The sequence below is a fragment of the Candidatus Nanosynbacter sp. HMT-352 genome (assembly GCF_021222645.1).
In the GTDB taxonomy this organism is placed as follows: Bacteria; Patescibacteriota; Saccharimonadia; order Saccharimonadales; family Saccharimonadaceae; genus Nanosynbacter.
On the sequence record NZ_CP089520.1, the window covers coordinates 171,155 to 190,238 of the forward strand.

16 protein-coding genes are annotated in these 19,084 nt (G+C 43.3%); 8 read left to right on the forward strand and 8 right to left on the reverse strand.

Annotated features, from left to right (window positions below):
• Position 1: 1 nt before the first annotated feature.
• The 4 genes from mraY (at position 2) to LR957_RS00925 (ending at position 4,331) form a co-directional block, all read left to right on the forward strand.
• Complete coding sequence (gene mraY / locus LR957_RS00910) at positions 2-1,039, forward strand: phospho-N-acetylmuramoyl-pentapeptide-transferase (RefSeq protein WP_232273119.1); 1,038 nt, start codon at positions 2-4, stop codon at positions 1,037-1,039.
• Positions 1,032-2,324 (forward strand): FtsW/RodA/SpoVE family cell cycle protein, encoded by a 1,293-nt coding sequence (locus LR957_RS00915; RefSeq protein ID WP_232273120.1) that lies wholly within the window; start codon positions 1,032-1,034, stop codon positions 2,322-2,324. Before mraY ends, LR957_RS00915 begins: the two co-directional genes overlap by 8 nt.
• Positions 2,257-3,420, forward strand: coding sequence for a UDP-N-acetylglucosamine--N-acetylmuramyl-(pentapeptide) pyrophosphoryl-undecaprenol N-acetylglucosamine transferase (locus LR957_RS00920; protein ID WP_232273121.1), 1,164 nt, complete (start codon positions 2,257-2,259; stop codon positions 3,418-3,420). The genes LR957_RS00915 and LR957_RS00920 overlap by 68 nt, the downstream gene beginning before the upstream one ends.
• A gap of 212 nt (positions 3,421-3,632) precedes the next feature.
• Positions 3,633-4,331, forward strand: coding sequence for a cell division protein FtsQ/DivIB (locus tag LR957_RS00925; RefSeq protein WP_232273122.1), 699 nt, complete (start codon positions 3,633-3,635; stop codon positions 4,329-4,331).
• 762 nt (positions 4,332-5,093) lie between these two features.
• Here LR957_RS00925 and LR957_RS00930 read toward each other — a convergent pair.
• On the reverse strand, positions 5,094-5,603 hold the full coding sequence (locus LR957_RS00930) for a DUF2726 domain-containing protein (RefSeq protein ID WP_232273123.1): 510 nt from the start codon (positions 5,601-5,603) through the stop codon (positions 5,094-5,096).
• A 129-nt stretch (positions 5,604-5,732) separates the two neighbouring features.
• On the opposite strand from LR957_RS00930, the gene LR957_RS00935 reads away from it, so the two are divergent.
• On the forward strand, positions 5,733-6,281 hold the full coding sequence (locus tag LR957_RS00935; RefSeq protein ID WP_232273124.1) for an SHOCT domain-containing protein: 549 nt from the start codon (positions 5,733-5,735) through the stop codon (positions 6,279-6,281).
• Positions 6,282-6,970: 689 nt separating this feature from the next.
• Here LR957_RS00935 and LR957_RS03680 read toward each other — a convergent pair.
• Positions 6,971-7,087, reverse strand: coding sequence for a DUF3761 domain-containing protein (locus LR957_RS03680; RefSeq protein ID WP_488192420.1), 117 nt, complete (start codon positions 7,085-7,087; stop codon positions 6,971-6,973).
• A gap of 634 nt (positions 7,088-7,721) precedes the next feature.
• On the reverse strand, positions 7,722-7,979 hold the full coding sequence (locus LR957_RS00945; RefSeq protein WP_232273126.1) for a hypothetical protein: 258 nt from the start codon (positions 7,977-7,979) through the stop codon (positions 7,722-7,724).
• A gap of 230 nt (positions 7,980-8,209) precedes the next feature.
• Here LR957_RS00945 and speD point away from each other — a divergent pair, with 230 nt between their 5' ends.
• Genes speD through LR957_RS00960 form a run of 3 tightly spaced genes read left to right on the forward strand, consistent with a single transcriptional unit; the run spans position 8,210 to position 10,772 of the window.
• Positions 8,210-8,557 (forward strand): adenosylmethionine decarboxylase, encoded by a 348-nt coding sequence (speD, locus tag LR957_RS00950; RefSeq protein ID WP_232273127.1) that lies wholly within the window; start codon positions 8,210-8,212, stop codon positions 8,555-8,557.
• Position 8,558: 1 nt separating this feature from the next.
• Positions 8,559-9,233, forward strand: coding sequence for a hypothetical protein (locus tag LR957_RS00955; RefSeq protein WP_232273128.1), 675 nt, complete (start codon positions 8,559-8,561; stop codon positions 9,231-9,233).
• 12 nt (positions 9,234-9,245) lie between these two features.
• Positions 9,246-10,772, forward strand: a complete 1,527-nt coding sequence (locus LR957_RS00960; RefSeq protein ID WP_232273129.1) for a polyamine aminopropyltransferase — start codon at positions 9,246-9,248, stop codon at positions 10,770-10,772.
• Positions 10,773-10,775: 3 nt separating this feature from the next.
• Here LR957_RS00960 and LR957_RS00965 read toward each other — a convergent pair whose 3' ends face one another.
• From LR957_RS00965 to dprA, 5 genes are all read right to left on the reverse strand, one after another.
• Positions 10,776-13,424, reverse strand: coding sequence for a type IV secretory system conjugative DNA transfer family protein (locus tag LR957_RS00965; RefSeq protein WP_232273130.1), 2,649 nt, complete (start codon positions 13,422-13,424; stop codon positions 10,776-10,778).
• 38 nt (positions 13,425-13,462) lie between these two features.
• A complete protein-coding gene (locus LR957_RS00970; RefSeq protein WP_232273131.1) occupies positions 13,463-14,521 on the reverse strand; it encodes a sigma factor-like helix-turn-helix DNA-binding protein in 1,059 nt (352 codons plus the stop codon).
• 200 nt (positions 14,522-14,721) lie between these two features.
• On the reverse strand, positions 14,722-17,067 hold the full coding sequence (topA, locus tag LR957_RS00975; protein ID WP_232273132.1) for a type I DNA topoisomerase: 2,346 nt from the start codon (positions 17,065-17,067) through the stop codon (positions 14,722-14,724).
• Positions 17,068-17,118: 51 nt separating this feature from the next.
• On the reverse strand, positions 17,119-17,802 hold the full coding sequence (locus LR957_RS00980; RefSeq protein WP_232273133.1) for a CDP-alcohol phosphatidyltransferase family protein: 684 nt from the start codon (positions 17,800-17,802) through the stop codon (positions 17,119-17,121).
• 38 nt (positions 17,803-17,840) lie between these two features.
• On the reverse strand, positions 17,841-18,710 hold the full coding sequence (gene dprA / locus LR957_RS00985) for a DNA-processing protein DprA (RefSeq protein ID WP_232273134.1): 870 nt from the start codon (positions 18,708-18,710) through the stop codon (positions 17,841-17,843).
• Positions 18,711-19,084 lie beyond the last annotated feature (374 nt).

Consider the following 19,084-nt stretch of genomic DNA (forward strand, 5'->3'; position numbering starts at 1 on the left):
TATGGGAATAGCTTTGCAAACAATGACCAATGAATTGACACACGTATTTTTACTGAGCGTCGGCGCGTTTTTACTAGCGATGTTTTTAACGCCAATTTATACGTTTTTCGCTTATCGATATCGCTTCTGGAAACGCCAAAGGTCGGAAAGCACTGACGGGAAAGAGCTGAAGATTTTCGCCAAATTCCAAGCGGCAAAATTGCGGCGAAATATTCCAACCATGGCAGGGATAATTGGTGTGATTTCAATCTTTGTGGTGACAATTTTCTTCAATCTAGATCGAGCTCAGACTTGGCTTCCTCTGGCGGCGTTAGTTGGTGGTGGAATTGTTGGGATAATTGACGATATCATCAATCTGCGTGGTCTTGGGGGCGGCGCGGCTGGACTTCGTAGTCCAGTGAAGTTTGCGCTGATTACATTGATTGGCGTAGTTCTTGGTTTGTTTTTCTTTGCTAAACTGGGCGTGACAAGCTTCCATGTTCCGTTCATGGGGGATGTGAATATTGGGTGGATGATTGTTCCGCTATTTGCGTTTGCAGTGGTGGCTACCGGTAACGCCGTTAATATCTCTGACGGAATGGATGGTCTGGCTGGCGGATTGCTAAGTGCTAGTTTTGGTGCGTTTGGTGTGATTGCTTTATTGCAGCAACATGTTCTGTTGGCGGGATTTTGCTTTACGGTTGTCGGAGTACTCTTGAGCTATTTATGGTTCAATATTTATCCAGCCCGATTCTTCATGGGTGACGTTGGAAGTTTTGCTTATGGCGCCAGCTTAGGTGTTGTAGCAATGCTGACCGATTCTTTGCTTTTGCTTCCTGTGATTGGTCTGCTATTTGTAATTGAGGCGGGATCAAGCTTGGCTCAAATCGTCAGTAAGAAGCTGTTTAAGAGAAAGATTTTCTTATCTGCGCCGATTCATCATCACTTGGAGGCGATTGGTTGGCCAGAAACTAAAGTGACGATGCGCTTCTGGGTTATTGGCTGCGTGATGGCGTTTATTGGTGTGATGCTGGCGCTCGCTGGAGGTCATATTGCGTAATTCGGTCGCCAAAAATCGTCAATCTATCGCTCAGCCGGTTCGAAGCCATCGGCCAATGTACCAGATTGTGCTTTATATGGGGCTTTTGTTGCTACTTGGGCTGATTGTTATGTATGCGCTGGGGCCACAACGTGCCAACGTGATGAATTATGCTTACGGCACGAATTATAGCGATACGTATTTCTTTGGTAAGCAGCTGACGAGTGTGCTTATTGCTGTCGTGGCTTTTTCTGCGTTTTATTTTACGCCGTACAAATGGTTTACTGGTGAGAGATCAAAATACATTCTCTACGCTGGATTTGCGCTATGTATTTTACTATTTCTCTCAGGTGCAGTACTTCATTTGTCGTTTGCGCAAGAAACCAACGGCGCGTATCGATGGTTTTATCTGGGAGGATTAGGTAGCTTTCAACCGGCAGAGTTACTTAAATATGGCGTGCTATTGTTTTTGGCGGGATTTTTAGGGCGTCGCTCGCAACAGGGAAAATTGAACGACATCCAAGAAACTATCATTCCGCTGGGCATTATTTCCGGATTATCGCTGCTGATGATTGTATTTTTACAAAAAGACTTGGGAACGGGAATTTCGTTGATAGCGATTATCTTATCAATGATTTTAGTGGCTGGAATTGATTGGAAGATTTTCAAGAAGATTCTGGCAATTGTTGCGCTTTGTGGTTTGGTGATGATTTTTACGTCGCCACACCGAATTGAGCGCGTGATGACTTTCGTGCAAGGTGATAGTCATAAAGGGACAAGTAGCCAGGAGAGCAAGAATTATCACATCCAGCAGGCTAGAATTGCGATTGGTTCTGGCGGGCTTCTGGGGCTTGGAATTGGAAAAAGCGTTCAGGCGACAGGATACCTCCCGGAGGCGACTAATGACTCTATTTTTGCCGTTATGGGAGAAACGTTTGGATTTGTTGGACTAATAGCTATATTGGCGCTATTTACGGCGTTGCTATTGTCGATTTTGCACGTAGCCGCGAGACTTCCGAACGTGACGTTGCGGCTAATTGTGGCGGGAATTTTTGGCTGGATCGCGTCGCATGTAATATTGAATATTGCTGCAATGACAGGGTTGGCGCCGCTTACTGGAATCCCATTGCCATTATTAAGTTATGGCGGTACAAGTATGTTGTTTATCGCGGCAGCGCTCGGTTTAGTTTTCCAAATTTCCAAATATACGTCACATAAAGCATTAGAGGAGGGTGAAAGTGGCCAAGATCTTAGCGGTCGGCGGCGGCTCAGGCGGACACGTTACGCCAGTGGTAGCCGTATTTAGAGAATTACAGAAAACTGGTAATCACGAGCTTCGTTTTTGGTGTGATAAAAAATTTGGCGCCAGCGCACGCGGGATTTTTGCTAAGTTCGATGAGAATATTCCGGTCGATTTGATTATTGCTGGAAAATTGCGCCGATATCACGGAAAAAGCATCTCATTTCACCTACATCCGTCAATTTTATTCCCAAATTTGCGCGACGGTTTTAAGGTTATGGTTGGATTTTTTCAGAGCTTGCTTAAGCTTATGAAGTGGCGTCCAGACGTTATTTTCATTAAGGGCGGATATGTTTGTCTGCCGGTTGGTTATGCAGCTCGGCTATTAAGAATTCCGTTAGTTTTGCATGATTCTGACGCGCATCCAGGTTTGACGAATCGCTTGCTGAGTCCCTTCGCAAAAGCTATTGGCACGGGCGCGCCGCTTGAATATTACAATTATCCACCAGAAAAAGCTTCATATGTTGGCATTCCAGTTGCGCCAGAATTCCATCCATATTCTGAGGCTGAGAGGAAAGAATTGAAAGAAAAATTAGGCTTTAATGTCAATAAACCTCTGGTTGTTGTCACTGGCGGTGGACTCGGAGCGGGGCGAATTAATTCTGCGATTGTGGCAATTAGGGAAAACCTGCTTTCTGAGGCTTCGGTGTTTTTGATATCGGGAAATCAGCAATATGAAGAAATTCTCAAGCAAACCGACGAGCGGGAGGGCTGGCGATTGCAGGCATTTGTTCACAACGGAATGGCGGAAGTTTTGGCGGCAGCGGACATAGTCGTGACCAGGGCAGGGGCGACTACTCTTTTGGAATTGGCGGCGCTACATAAACCGACAATCATCGTTCCCAACGGTCATTTAACGGGCGGGCATCAATTGAAAAACGCTAAAGTTTACCAGGACGCATTGGCGGCGCTGATAGTTTCCGAAGACGAGTTGGATAAGGACAACCAAATCTTGGCACGAAAAATAATTGGCGTATTAAAATCTCAGAAAATTCTTAAAGGTCTGGGCGATAACTTCGGTAAATTTGCCAAGCCAAACGCGGCTAAAGATATGGCGAAGATTATTCTTACTACGGTGCGAAGGCAGGGCAGGCGAAAGTGAAATTCCCCTTCTCTAAGAAAAAATCGGACGAGAATCTAAGCCGTCGAGAAATCGCGGCGCGTCGTCGAACTGAGAATTACGAGGATTTGCCCGCCCAATCGTATCGTCGAAACAGGACGCTTAATAGCCGCCAAACGTCCTCTCCTTTGGAGACTTCTGAGAGACTCGAGACCCACGAATTGGTGAAGAAACGTCGCCGTGTAATGCGGAAAATGTTTGTGACTGCGGTAAGTCTACTTGTTGTGATATTTCTTTTGTTTCAATTGACAATTAATATTTCAATCCAAACTCCCGACATAAAAAGCTCCAGTAACACTAATAAATACGTGAGTGTTCTTAATGAATATTACAGCGCTCACCCAGCGGAGAGATTTCGGTTCTTCCTCAATAATAATGGCCTAAAGCAATTCTTTTTACAGAAAGCTCCTGAGGTAAAAAACATTCGCGTGGAGGGGGATTTTCTAGCGCGATCAGCTGTTAAGTTGACGTTTAGGCAGCCGGTAGCTCAGTGGTCTTCCGGAGATAAGATTTATTTTGTTGATGATAGCGGCGTTACTTTTGAGCAAAATTATTTTGCCGCGCCTACGGTTGCTGTTCGTGATGAGAGTGGTCTGCCGACTAGAGGTGGCCAAGAAGTTATCAATCGTCAGTTCTTGAGTTTCCTTGGTCAAGCTGTATCTGAATTTTCGCAACATAAAATGAATGTTTCAGAGGTTATTCTGCCAGCTAATACTGTACGTCAAGTCTGGTTTAAGATCGAGGGCAGGGGAACCCAGATCCGTATGACGGTGGATAGGTCTGCTCAAGCTCAGGTCAAACAGGCTATAGCTACTTTGGGTTATTTGGATAATAATGGCGCAAAGCCGGGGTATATAGACGTCAGGGTAGATCAGAGGTCGTTCTATAAGTAGGGCGGTCAACTTCTCTTCTGGATAGAGTAAGTTCTCTTTTTGTTCTATTTCTGTATAGCGTAGAAAATATATATAACAATATAAAAATATGTAAAAGTCAAATAATCGCAAAATGATAAGCTAGGGGAGTAGGGCAATAAAAATATAAAAATGTCAAATAATATAAAATGCGTTGTGGAAAACTTAACGAGCTTACGGCGCGCATATTCAGAGTTTATATTGATGTAAAAATATCAATGTAGCACTCCGGTATGTGTAGTGCTGGAATTAAAAATATTTTTTTAAGTTCGTATTTTGTTGGTGTATATTTTTATAAAAGATAGTATGTTTTATGAAGTTGTATATAATAGAGAATCCCCTGGCCGAATTACCAGAAAAAAAGTTCGTTTTATAGGTGTTATTAGATATTTATGGACACATGTATATTCATCTTTGGAATGTATTTATTATTGCGTAAAAGGTACATTGTGCGACATTAAAACTATATCTAAAACACGACTATTCCATCGTCTTTCTTCGCGATAAATTTATCTCATTTTCACCAAATCAACCTACTTGTCGTTTATCGTTTTATAAACCGCCCTATTTGCTGGCTTGGTGTGTTTTATGTTGTATATTGGTTTATCTGCATTGGTTCGGATTTATAATTTATGCTTGTATTGCACAAAATTTATCAATACAAATACTCAGTCAATTCGGCTCTATGCACGCTTAAAAATGATTAATAATTAGTTCGTATTTTGTTCTATTGTTTTTTAATCGCTAGTTTTGCGAAAGAGCTTGGGTGATTCTGTGCTTAATTATTTCACTGTTCCATTCGCCTGTCTTAAATCGCAGTAGGGGCATATTGGCGCTCATTATAATTGAATTGACGAACTCGTCGCGCGTTTTTCGATCGGGCTGATTGTGAGTACTATCATCAAGCTCAATAGCTATAAGAGGCTTCATGTCATTGGTACAAATTAGAAAGTCTATGGATTTGCCGTTTATTCTAGAGAAGGCTGCTTTCCAATTCTGCCCTTTTATCCTGTGATCCAGAAACATGCTTATGTGAGCTTGAGGAATGATAACGCAGCCGTTTACGGCTTCATGTAGTGTTTTATAGAACGATAATTCATTTGGTGTCATTGCGCAGGATTTTTTAATGTATAAATATTCTTTCTTTGCGGGTACTTTAAGTAAATTTGTATCATTGTCAGTCCCCTGCCTTGCTTTGATTGCTAGAAAAATAATTGCGGCGGCTACTATAACTATAAATATAAGCGTTTCCATGAGATTGGTTTATCATATATTGATAATAAATGCTTACGATTTTTAGGCTTTATCGTGAGTATAGGGACTTTTGGTGCAAGATGTGATAATGTGTAAATGTCATACCAATTTAATAAATAGGATTTGAGAATGAACAGACAAGAAGGGATGTTAGCCAAGGCTAGAGAACTTAAAGCCATGCTTGACGAGGGGATAATTACCAAGGAAGAGTTCGAGCAAGAGAAGAAAAAGTTATTATCTCAGAAAAATACAGTAGACAAGCAAGATAAAGGATCATCAAACATAGAAAATCTAGAACAGGAATTATTACGTAAAAACAGTAAACCAATAGAAAATGTGCTTGCTATAGCGGCAGTATTCTCTATGAGCTACATGAGCTTTTTATTTTGGGAAGGTTACCACAGAAGTATATCGTCTAATTTAGCAGAATCAGGAGCGACAAATGCCTCAGATCCGTCAGCTATAGCGTTTGGAATCGTATTATTATGGTTTATACACTGGCTTATATTCGTTATGTTTACCACCAATATGGCTCGAAAACGTGGACGTTCAATACCGCTCGCCATTTTAGGGGCATACTTCTTCGGACTTTTTTCAGTGTTCTATTATCTTTCAAAGGGAGATAGTACGGAGCTCAAAGTACTAAAAGAAGAGAAAGTGCGCAAGCAAATCAGATAACAAAATACCGCTCGTTTGAGCGGTATTCTTCATACAATGTCAGCTGCAAATCACGACTGTACAGGCATAATACTACTTTTTAGGCGACTGCTCAATCCCCCTCTTGTCGCTATTTGCTAGATTCCGCAATATGCTTAGTTGGTTATATTGTTATGGTGTTCTGTGACTTCGCAATAATTTATACATTTAATGAGCTAAAGTACATAAATGAGCGCGTAAAATATTATGCTAAAATGAAGGCAGGAGGATAATATGGCAAACGGAACTAAAATACTTGATAATGGAATTATTTTTCATTCTTTTACGATGGGCGAATTAATGATATCAGTACTGCTACTGATAATCATAATAATTTTGCTGGTCAATATCAATAAAAAAGACTAAGTGAAAATAGAAAAGTCGCACTTTCGGACTTTTAAATATTCATTCACCATAGGTCCGCTTTCCTGTCCAATACGGGTGGCGCTACCTACTTCTGCGTAAATATTACTACTACCGCCATAAAAAATCAATAAACGGCCGTTGTTAATACCGCCTTTAGCTATAGTTCCCTAACAATTTAGATATTGGATATAATCTACTTCCATATACTTTTAAGTCGTTAATGATACGCCGCATACGCTACAAGTATTGATATTCTTATCACTAATATACCAGAAAGAAAATCGATGACCTTATTCTTTGTACTCTCATTCATACAGCCATTCACTTACTCCACTGCGGTGTGAGCAATCTCCTCTTCCAGTAGCGTGTGATCGCCAACCGTCACGACAGATTGCTCCGACACAATAGTGTTGTTGTTGAATAGGTTGTGGTCTATATTCTTATATATAAACTCGTCTATAGCCTCTCTTAATTCCCTAGTCATTCTAGGCTTAGGGTTGGCTTCCATTTCGTTAATAGTTTCTTGAAGAGGGTGTTGATAGCGGTTGTCTGTATTGACATCTTGAGGATTGTTTGGTATACTAGAGTTGTCAATCGACTGGTCAAGCGCATCTGCGCTAATAGCGGAACTATCGAGTCCGCACCCAGTCGATTTTCTTATGCCTGAAATATCATAAGCTAACACATTGCCTAATTTATCTACCTCACCGATATGATCTCTGGCGTATATAGCCTGCTCTTGAGCTTTACGTAGGTTAATCATGGCTGGAGCATTTTCACTCATTCCTTGACCACGCAAGTATTCTTCACGTTGGCGTAGACGTGTTATATGCTCGTTGTATGCTCTGACCTGTGCTTCATGCTCTGGATTGAGCTTGTATTTAACGTCTTCATTGACATTTTGGGATTCTTGTGCTATATTGGCACCATCAGAGCTCCGACCGGCGGAAACTGGCGCGCCGCCGACATAGCTATCGCTATTGGTGGATGATGGAACAACATTTGCGCCCCCATCCGAAGCTCTCGAAATCTCTTCTCGTTGTTTGGAGAGATTTTTTATTTCTCCTTCTCATCATTGACATTCTGGACTTCTTGTGCTATATTACGATCAGAAGCCTCTGTGTTATAACCAGGTTCGATAAGTTCCCCTGGCAACGTAGGGGCTTTTCTTGTTGTGGCGTGATCATTTTCATCATTGATATTCCGGACTTCTTGTGCTATATTTTCACTAGAAAAGTCGCCCAGTCCCCGTTCGGCTTGTCCACGGGGCGCACCGTTAAGGTCACCTGGGTGGCTTTTTTCTTGGCTTCGCACATTGCCTTCATAAAGAGTATTGCACCCTGTTGTATTATTTGTTACACTATCTACATGAGAATCCCCTAGATGGTGTAACTCAGTTGACGGGTTCGTCCCTGCTGGCTCCATGGGGGATTTTCTTGTTGTAGCGTTATATAAGAGGTTTTTATCGTTACTGTTGTCTATATTTTAAGAGCCGCGTTTTACCTTTACTCCTGACACTCTGGAGGTGATATAATTACTATAGTATGCATGCGTCCGCGATCCAATCTATAACCATAAAAGCGAGCGAAGTTGATTTCGCTCTACTTAATGACGCGGATGAGCTACAGAAAATGTTAAGAAATATTACGGAACTGGCTGGCTTACATCATCTGGAATCGGTAACGCATCAATTTTCTCCGCAAGGAGTCAGCGCTGCCCTGCTTTTATCGGAGTCGCACATCGCGATTCATACGTGGCCGGAAAGCGGTGTAGTATATGTAGCGATGACAACTTGTAAAGTGCTGGATGATGATAAATTGCAACAAATAAAAGAGTTGATTGCACGGTTGCTGGACACGGAAAAAATAATTATGAAAGAAATGGCATTGTAATATGAAACGAACCAAGGCACGACTTAAAATTAATCAGATTTTGACCGGTAAGAAGACGAATTTGCGAGTTGTTGGATGTTTGCTTTTTCGTGAATGGGACGAGAAAAAAAAGCGGTTCTATTACTGGGAAGAGTGGGAAATTACTGGACTAGCTGATTATGACAGCTGGGTGGAGTATGATCATAGCGACCAAATTGTTTCTTTGTATGAGCCAATTCGCTTCACAAAGGCAATTGATCCGGCTCAACTAGAAAAAGGTCAATCATTCACAGTTTCCGAGCAGGATGGAAAAGACCATACAGTAGTAGTTGATGAAGTTGGCGTGGGCGAAATTGTTAATATTAAGGGTAAGAATACCTATCAAGTTTTCCCGAAAGAACTGATGGCCTATGCCACTCTGAAAGATACGGGTGCGCCAAAAAATCGCCAGCTGATAACAATTGAGAAGTATAATAATCGCGAGTACGACGCTTACCGTAAGATTCAATTAAGCGACAAAGAACAAAAGAAGATGTTTGGCAGGACAATTAAGCCAATTAACTGGTCAACGATTATAATTACGATTATAATTATTGCTATCTTTTTGTTTATATTCTTCTTCGAAGATAATAGTGACGGAGGTCATGGTGGTGCGCGTGGCGTCTATGGTGGCAGTAGTGGTGGATTCGGTAAATAAAAGGAGTTATTTATGTCACGATCAAACACGGAGAAACGAGAGCAAGTTGCTTTATTTGCAGCGGCAATTTTAGTAGCAATCGGTGGAATTATTTATGAATTAATCTTAGGTGCGGCTGCGTCATATTTGGTGGGCGATTCGATTCTGAGCTTTAGTCTAGCAACCGGCGTGACGTTGTTTGGTATGGGAATTGGTTCACTACTCGTCAATTACATAAAGATTCATCCGGCGACTAGCTTCGCTGTTAATGAAATTATTTTGGGGTTAATTGGTGGAAATTCGGTGATGTTGATGTATTTGGGATTCGTTTTTACGCGTTCACATTGGCTGATTTTTGCTGTAATAAGTCTGACGATCGGCATTTGTATTGGACTGGAAATCCCGCTCTTAATGAAGATGTTTCAGGAATTTGGACGCAAGTCTTCGGTGAAATTATTTAGTAAGATTTTGGCACTCGATTATTTTGGGGCGTTAATTGCGTCGCTATTATTCCCGCTCGTTATGATTCCGTATCTTGGCTTAATGCGTAGCGCGTATCTGGTGGCGGCACTGAATATTGGCGTTGCGGTTCTGATTCTTAAGCAAATGAAGACTTCGAAAATTATTATGACAATTAGCGTTATTGCAACAATGTTGCTTTTGGGATTTTTTATTTTTGCGACAGAAATTGAACATGGAATTGACAAGCGAACGTATAAAGATCCGGTGATGTGGCAGCAACAGACGCCATATCAGAAAATTGTCCTGACGAGATATAAAAATGACACCAGGTTGTTTTTGAATCGCAATTTGCAGTTTTCCAGCCTTGACGAAGCACGTTATCACGAAACGCTGTCCGCTTCCGCTCTGTCTTCAGTTGCTAATCCGAAGCGCGTGCTGATTATGGGCGGCGGCGATGGTTTGCTGGCTCGGGATGTTTTGAAATATCCCAGCGTTGAGCATATTACGTTGGTCGATATCGATGAGACGATGACTAATTTGGCGAAAACTAATCATCTTCTTACTGATATAAATCAGCGTTCGTTGCATGATCCGCGCGTTTCAATTGTCAATCAAGACGCTTTCCAATTCGCCTTCTCTACCAATGATAAATATGATGTTGTGTTGATTGATTTGGTGGATCCGTCGAATGAGAAATTAGCCAAGTTATATTCCGAGCAATTATATCGTCAAATCGGTAATATTTTAACGGAACGTGGCGTTATGGTGACGCAAGCGACGTCTTCATTTTTCTCTCCGCATGCTTTTTATATGGTGGCAAACACCGTCAAGTCTGCTCATTCGGGGCGATATGTGACGGCGTTTTCGGTCAATGTGCCGTCATTTGGCGAGTGGGGTTTTGTGTTGTCTGCGCCGCAAGCTGAGGTTGTGGTTAGTCAGCCATTGCCGAAAAATCTGCGATATCAAAACCAAAAATTGCTTACTTTTTTGACTAAGCAAAACGCCGTTTCTGTGCCGTCTGGGCCAACTTCTACGCTGATTTCTCCGCGAATCACCGACGTTTATAACTCTGATATGCATCAGTGGCGATACGAATAGTTTTTAGTCGGCGGTAGTGCTCTTTTTTCGTCGGCGACGTCGTCGCTTTGGTGTGGCCGAGGCTAGTGGCGTAACTGTGCTAATTGCGGTTTCTGTAGGTGTGTTATCATTGCCGCGAATTTGCAAAACAACTTCGCCGTCGTTTGCTGCGGGTTGCTGCTTTTCCGGTTGGCTATTGACCGCTGGAGCGTTGTTTGCGGGTTGCGGTTGAGGTTTGGCAGGCTGCTTTTTTTGGTTGCGGACAGGTTTTATTGCGGCATCAATTTCCTTCTCGACATCTTCCCTGTTTCGCGAATACATGCGACGCGAGTGTTCAATAATGTGTGGCGTGTTGTCGGCTTGGCTTGGCGGAAGCTCCAATGTGCGAGCAGAAAACGCGGGAGTTTTCTCGCCGCCGATAACCATATTGACAACGAAATTACGATTGTGCATCTGTAGAAGGTCGATTGCCTCGAAGTTCGGCTCAAACTGCTTAGCAAGAATTGGTGCATCGTCAGCAGAAACTCGGAAAGAAATCATGGTGCCGACGTTTCCGAAAACTGCGTCACGAACTGTGTCGCTCATCTGGGAAATATACTGGTTGGCAACGGTCAAGTTAAGGCCATATTTTCGAGCCTCGGATAGAATAGTTGCAAATGAATCGGTGGCGAAGTTCTGAAACTCGTCGACATAAAGATAGAATGGACGGCGGTCGCGGACGTCAGGAATGTCACTTCGAGACATAGCGGCAAGCTGGATTTTTGTGACCAAGAACGAACCGAGTATGGCAGCATTATCTTCGCCGATAAGACCTTTGGACAGATTGACAATTAGAATCTTTCCTTCGTCCATAATTTGGCGAATATTGAACGTAGATTTCGGCTGCCCGATGATGTTACGGATGATTGGATTGGCGGTGAAAGCTCCGACTTTATTTAAGACTGGCGCAATCGCCTCGGCCACAAACTTGTCATTCCAGCTGGCAAATTCGACATTCCAGAATTGCAAAACCACGGTGTCGCGACAATAAGTCAGCGTTTCTTTTCGGAATTCCTTATCTGTTAGCATGCGAGTAATATCAAGCATCGTCGCTTCTGGTCGATCCAGCAAAGCTAAAATAGTGTACCGCAAAATATATTCAAGCCGCGGTCCCCACGAATCGCCGAAAATACGCTTCAAAACGCCGATGATTTCTGATGAAATGTTGGTTTTTTGGTTCGGGTTCGTGACTTCCAGCGGGTTGAACCCCAGAGGATACGCGGTGTCGGCTGGATTAAAATAAATCACGTCGTTCAATCGGCTGCCGGGGATAAATTTCATGTTGTTGATTGCGAAGTCGCCGTGCGGGTCGATGATGGCATATCCTTGATTATGGAAAATGTCGCTTAAGGCGAAGAGCTCTAATAGTCCGCTCTTTCCGGCGCCCGTTTGCCCTATTATGTAAACGTGGCGTGAGCGGTCATAGCGCAACATACCGAATTGATGGCTGATACCGCGGAAGTTGGTGACGCCAAAGGCAGAAATTTGGTCATCGTTGACATCTTCGCCAGTTAAGACTGGCAATTTGGACGGCGGTTCTGCGGTCTTGGAACTTGCCCAAACTATATTTGGCGTTTCAACGTTGGTATGTGGCAAGTGAAAAACTGACGCCAATTCTTCTATGTTTAAGATGAAGCCGTCGCCGATGAACGAACGCTTGCGATATTTATCAATAAATTCTTTACCAAACATACCCTTGGTGGCGCGAAATCCGTTGAGATTTGTTGAGTTGAACTGCTTAAACGTACCGACGAGCGCCTGCATGCGAAGCTTAGCGTTTGTCTGACTTTCGCCCATATAAACCAAGCGAATCTTTACTTCATAGCCGAGCTTGGTCGCCTTTTTCTCTGCTTCAGAAATGCGAGTTTTATCGCGGTCTGATAGCTCAACGGCTGTCGATTGATTTGCTCCCTGCTCTGGTGGTTGCCATAACGCACCAAGTACACCGATTAGCCATTGCATACTGCCGCCGAATCCTGGCAAGGAGAACATTCGTCCGTTTTTTATACTATTGATATATCGATCTGCGGCGTTTTGCCAGTCATCTGGGATTGGTCTGACTAGCACCTGAATCCATAATTCTTCGCCGGTGGTTTCCAATTTTGCTAGCGTACCCGTAATGCCTGCCAGCGGGTCGACTTCGAAGTTTTGGAAGGTGCGAATCGGGAGAAATTCATCTGTGGTTAATGTCAATTCTGTCGAGTAAGCAACTTCGTGGTCGCGCTCGTGCTCAGTGTAATCTTCGTCGGCTTGGTGAATTTGAACGGTTGGGTATTGAGAATAAATCTGTCCCTCGACAAAGCTCTGCAGGGTTTTTGGCACCCAAACATAAAATCTGATCTGACCATTAACGGAGGCGATTTCAAAGCTGATGTGCTCTTGGTGCCCGCCAGATAATCGCAATTCTTTATTGTCGCGAAGAATTCCGTGTAGTGAAGCGAATAACTGCTCGGCGGCAAGTTCTTGCTTATCATTTGTGCGTGGGATTTCCAGAACCAAAAGCACGCTCTCAACTGGGGTGAAATCTTCTATCTTCCGATAATTACGCCACGTCAAAAACATCAGGACTGCCACGATTGGCATCCAAACATACCATTGCAATAACGTACCGATGAGCCAAGAAATGATTTGCATGCTGTATAAATTATCTCACCTCTGAAGGAAGTTTGCAACTAAGCTTGAGCGACTTCTTCGAAAACGTAAGTGGCTTTAGCTACTCGTTTGAATTGTGGTTTTGATTGAAGGTTGAGCAGAATCGTTGTTTCTTTGACTTGTCGTTTGTCGAGAACTTGGCGAACAATTTCATCTCGGTGAAGTGGAGTTTCAGAGTTCTTTAGGATGTCGGTGATGATATCTGAAACAGTGCCGCGACTATAACCCCAGCTGGCAAGCGCGTAAATACCGCGGCCGATTAGAACAAAGCGCTTATCTTTAATAAGTTCATTGTGAATTGCCTGCGTTGTAACGCTTCGGCGGTTAAATTCGCTATCCCGAATTCCCTTAGCAATGTCGGAAAAATGCATCGGTGAGCCATTTGTGTCCAAAACAACGTAGATTTTATCGCGAATGTTCTTTGGATTAACGGCTGGCCATTTGGCTAGTCCCCATTGATCATTCAAGCTGGCCAATTTTTTACTAACGGTAGCCAAGGCTGCGATATTTGAAGGATGTTCATAGTCCAATTTTTTGTGCAATTCTTCCGCAGTAATAGGTTCACCGTGCTTTTTGATTGTTTTGACAACTTCTTCGACTCGTGCTCTAATTTGCTTTTCGTTGCCGAGAGTGTCGATCGCTGCCGCTTGGTAATAATCGTCATTCTCTGTAACAATCGTGATATTTTCTGCTAGCTCAGAAATGAACGCCACACGAGCGCGGTCAATTGCAGTAGCTTCTTTACCGAGGAAATGCGACGCCAAATCCTGCATCCGCGCAACTCGTCCCATCTCAGACAAACTCGAAGTAATTTCTTTTTCCATAGCAATAACCGAAGGAAGTTCTCCCTCGGCGACAGCTGCACGTAGACGCGTTAAGATTGCTTTTTCTAGCTGACGAACGCGCTCGCGAGTAATGCCGAACATATCGCCAATTAACTCTAATGTTTCTTTTCGATCGTACAAACCAAATCGTCGAGAAATAATCTCCTTCTCGCGCTCTTGCGGAATTTTAGAAATAATAGTATCGACGACAGAATTTAATTTGGCGCTTTGCTCGGTTTTTGCTGTCTCGCTCATGTTACTAGAAACATCCTCTCTGCCTCACCACAGGTTATATTGATTGAAAATATGTTTTTAATTATACAATTGCATTTGACAAAAGTCAATAGATAAATGCCATAATTGCTGATATAAATTATAGCATTTATTTTACGTTTTTTGCAATAGATTATATGAAGAGTTTTTATTATCCGGAATTATTGGATAGTATAAAAATGCTATTTCTTTTTAGTGGATGTTTTGGTGGCCTTTTTAACTACGCGTTTGCGAGTTGGCTTCGCTGTTGTGGTGCTTAATAGCTCCAGAGCTTTTTCGTGAGTAATAGTTTTCGGATCCGTATCTTTAGGGATTTTGACATTTTTGGTGCCGTTGGTGATATATGGACCGAATCGACCATTGAGAACCTTAATTCCATCTGGGAATTCGGCAATATTCTTAGCGGCTTCGGCTTCTAATTTGGCGGCGTAAAGTTCACGCGCCTTTTCTAAAGTAATGCTGTGCGGGTCTTCTGGCTTAATGGAAACGAACAATTTACCGACTTGAATATACGGACCAAACCGGCCAATGTTTGCTTTGATGTCTTGACCATCCTCTGTTTGACCGACAATGCGAGGTAACTTGAACATTTCCAATGCTTGCTCTAAGGTTACTGTTTCAATCTTTGCGCCTTTTGGAAGCGGCGCAAAACGAGGCTTATCTTCATCTTCAGTTGCGCCCAGTTGCAGCATTGGACCGAAACGACCGAATCTTGCAATGATTGGTTTATTTGTTTTTGGGTCAATTCCCACTTCGCGATTAGCGCCGACCTTACTTCGGTCAATTCCGCCAGATTGTTCGATTAATTTATGGAAAGGTGTGTAAAATCCGTGCAACATTGTGCTTTTTTCCAGATCAGCACCAGCAATTTTGTCAAATTCCGTTTCAACATTGGCGGTAAAATCGTAATCGACAATTTGCGTGAAATGGTCCGTCAGGAAATCGGCAATCAGTTCGCCGCTTGGCGTTGGAATAAGCTTGCCGCGTGTCGAGCCGGTTTTTTCCTGGACAATACTTCGACTAACTTCCTCACCGTTATAGTTCAGGACAATCACATCTCGTGGCTGACCTTCGCTGTCGCCTTTTTCAACATAGCCGCGAGTTTGAATAGTGTCAATAATCGTAGCGTAAGTTGACGGACGACCGATACCGAGATCTTCCAGTTTCTTGACTAGCGAACCTTCGGTGTAGCGAGCTGGTGGTCGTGTAAATGTTTGACGAGCTGTAATGTCGTGAGAGTTGACTCCATCGCCAGACTGTAACTTTGGCAGAAGCTCATCTTTATTACCGCCGTAAACGCGCAAAAATCCATCAAACGTAATGACTTCGCCCTTTGCCTCAAACTGAGCGGGTTTTTTGCTCTTAGGTAAATTATCGCCTTTGATGTCAATTGTGATGGTTGTCTTTTCTAGCTTCGCTGGCGACATTTGTGACGCTAAAGTTCGGCGTCGAATTAGGTCGTATAATTTCTGATCATAGCTATTGTTGGATGCAGTTTCCAGAGTGATGTCCGTCGGGCGAATGGCTTCGTGAGCTTCTTGGGCGGACGCAGATTTGGTCTTAAATTTGCGAACCGTTGAGTAATCTGGACCGTAAAGACGCTTGATAAAATCGGTGGCCGCCGCGATGGCTTGGCCGCTCAAATTCACCGAGTCGGTACGCATATAGGTGATTTTTCCGTCTTGATACAATTTTTGCGCCGAGGCCATGGTTGCTTTGGAGCTGAAGCCGAGTTTAGAGTTGGCTTCCTGTTGTAGGGTTGAAGTGGTAAATGGTGCCGCTGGATTTCTTGCCCCAGGAGTTTTTGAGATATCACTAACAATAAATTCGGCAGGTTTCAGGCTATTTAAGAACTCGTAAGCTGCTTCTTCTGTATCGAATTTTTGATTTAACTCAGCCTTAAATTCCTGATTATCGTGAATAAAAATGGCGGTAACTTTAAATTGAGAATTGCCCTCAAACTTCATAATTTCTCGTTCGCGCTCGACCAGTAATCGCACCGCTGGACTCTGAACGCGACCAGCCGACTTTCCGCCGGGAACTTTTTGCCAGACGACTGGACTAAGCTCAAAACCAACCAGTCGGTCAAGAATTTGCCTGGCTTGTTGCGCCTGAACCAAATTCATATCCACAGTTCGCGGATTCTTAATTGCATTGGTTATGGCATCTTTGGTGATCTCATGAAAAACAATTCGCTTGGTTGTTTCAATTGGAAGATCCAGCACCTTACATAAGTGCCAAGCAATAGCCTCTCCTTCGCGGTCTTCATCGGTTGCGAGCCAAACATTTTCCTTGCCAACTGCCTTGACATTTCTCTTTAGTTCGGTGATAACTTTCTTTTTTTCAGGATCAACTTCATAAATTGCAAAAAAATCGTTAGCCACGTCAATCGGCGGCGTTCCATCCTTCGTCTTTTTAACAATCGAGCGAATATGCCCCACGCTGGACAAGACGTGAAAATCCTTACCGAGATATTTCTCGATGGTTTTAGCTTTGGCTGGTGACTCGACGATAACGAGATTTTTCATAACTTTATATTATAACAAATCACTATCTGGCTACAACCGCAAAGTGAATTATTACGAGCGACCACTGAGGCGACCGAGCATTGCCATTGATCCAAGACTGCGATTAACATCTGCTATTTGGCGTTGTTTTTCTTTTTCCGAGTCGCCGTTAATTGCTCGTTTTATGTAGGTGCATGTTGCGTGCGCAGCGAACGGAAGTGAAGCGGCGAATGCTCCAGCCCCTAGTTTACGTAGAATCTCGGCGAGTTTTGGATTTTTGTCTTGCTCGGCAATATGGGCTGCAATATAAGATATCAAAGTAATTGTCTCTCCTGCCATGGCTAGTTTTCCTGATTTGGTCGGTCGAGTTTCGCCTTTCTCCTTGCTGCGTAAATTAGCAATTCCCGTAGCCCCAGTGTTTATCAAGTTTAGCGTCGCAACAATACCAAGAACATGCTTTGGAGCCAACCCTTTTTTGTTCATTTCATAGAGAATTTTTGCCATAACTATTTTATCTGTTGTGGCATCTAAGGCTGCTCCAAAATTGCTAGTCTGTCCTGTCGTGCGTGCTACTTTGCCGTCCAAGACGTCAGCTAATCGCCCGACCGCGCATTCCACCAACCCTTCAGCTGTATCGATTTTCTTGGATCCGTGTATCGCTAAAGCGGCGCCAGTCATGCTTATAAAATTAGGAATGGTAAAAACGTCTTTGGTGACTTTACTGACGGTAGGAGATGTTTCTCGGCCTTTTTTCATATTCCGCATAATAACATTAATTTGTCAAAATAGCAATATTATCGTAATGTCCAGTTGTTTGATCCGAGAGGTTTGATAACGCCGTTGATTTCCAGCATAGTTAACGCCGTGGCGAAGTCTGATGCGGATAGGCCGGATTTTTGTTGGATTTCATCGCCGTCACGAAGCCCTTCTGAGATGAGTTTTATGATAATAGCTTCTTCAATTGTTGCGCTGGCTGCTAATTCTTGACCGTTGTCTTTTTGCAATTTTTCTGGCGCGATGATTGATAAAACATCGTCGGCGTCTGTCACCAAATACGCCCCTTGTTTTAATAAGGTATTGCAGCCAGCCGACAACGGGCTGGTTATATTTCCGGGAACTACAAACAAATCTCTTCCCTGATTTAGTGCGTGAGAGGCGGTGTTCAGTGTACCACTTCGCTCGGCGGCTTCGGTGATAATAATTCCGTCAGCTAGTCCACTAACCAGCCGATTGCGCTCCAGAAAACTCCAGCGGTTAACTATTTTATTATCGCCCTTCATCCATTCCGAAATGACCGCTCCGCCCTGCTTTATAATGTCCATGGCTAGTTGGTAATTTGTCCTTGGAGAAATATCCGGAAGCTCGTTTGGCACGACAGCTACAACTGTGCCGCCAGCCTCAATGGCAGCTTTTTGGGCAATACAGTCCACGCCTAGTGCTAGCCCGCTCACGATTACACATCCGGCTTTTGCCAGATCTGTTGCTAATCGCTCGGTCACTTCTTTTCCGTAGGCAGATGGCTTACGGGACCCGACGATTGATACGACTGGCGCCTTTGTTTCCGGCAACTTTCCTATATAACATAAGCTTTTTGGCGAATTGGCAATATTTGTTAATCTCTGGGAGAAAATATGCTCATCTGGTAGAATTCTATTGATTTCCATAAAAAATGTGGTAAAAAGTATTGACACTTTGTCAAATGTTTGCTATAATCAAGGACGATTGGTTAAGTAATAATTAACCAAACGCACCTTATACCCCCTATTCTAACTATATGTTAGGTTGCGCGCAATGGCATTAAGTATTCTTACCCTCCACTTTTTGCGGTTCAACGTTACGCGCATACTAACCCCTTTAACTGCCCTTTTTCAAAGGCGACCTCTGTTAATGTGAGTACGAAATTGTATTGATAGTCATCAGGCGCGGACTTTTGGAGTTTTAGTCGCGACGCTTCACTGATACGGTAGCTCGGGTGGGTTGAAGGGTAAAAAAGCGTCAGGTGATGCCCACCCTTACCTGGCGCTTTTTTGTTGGGAAA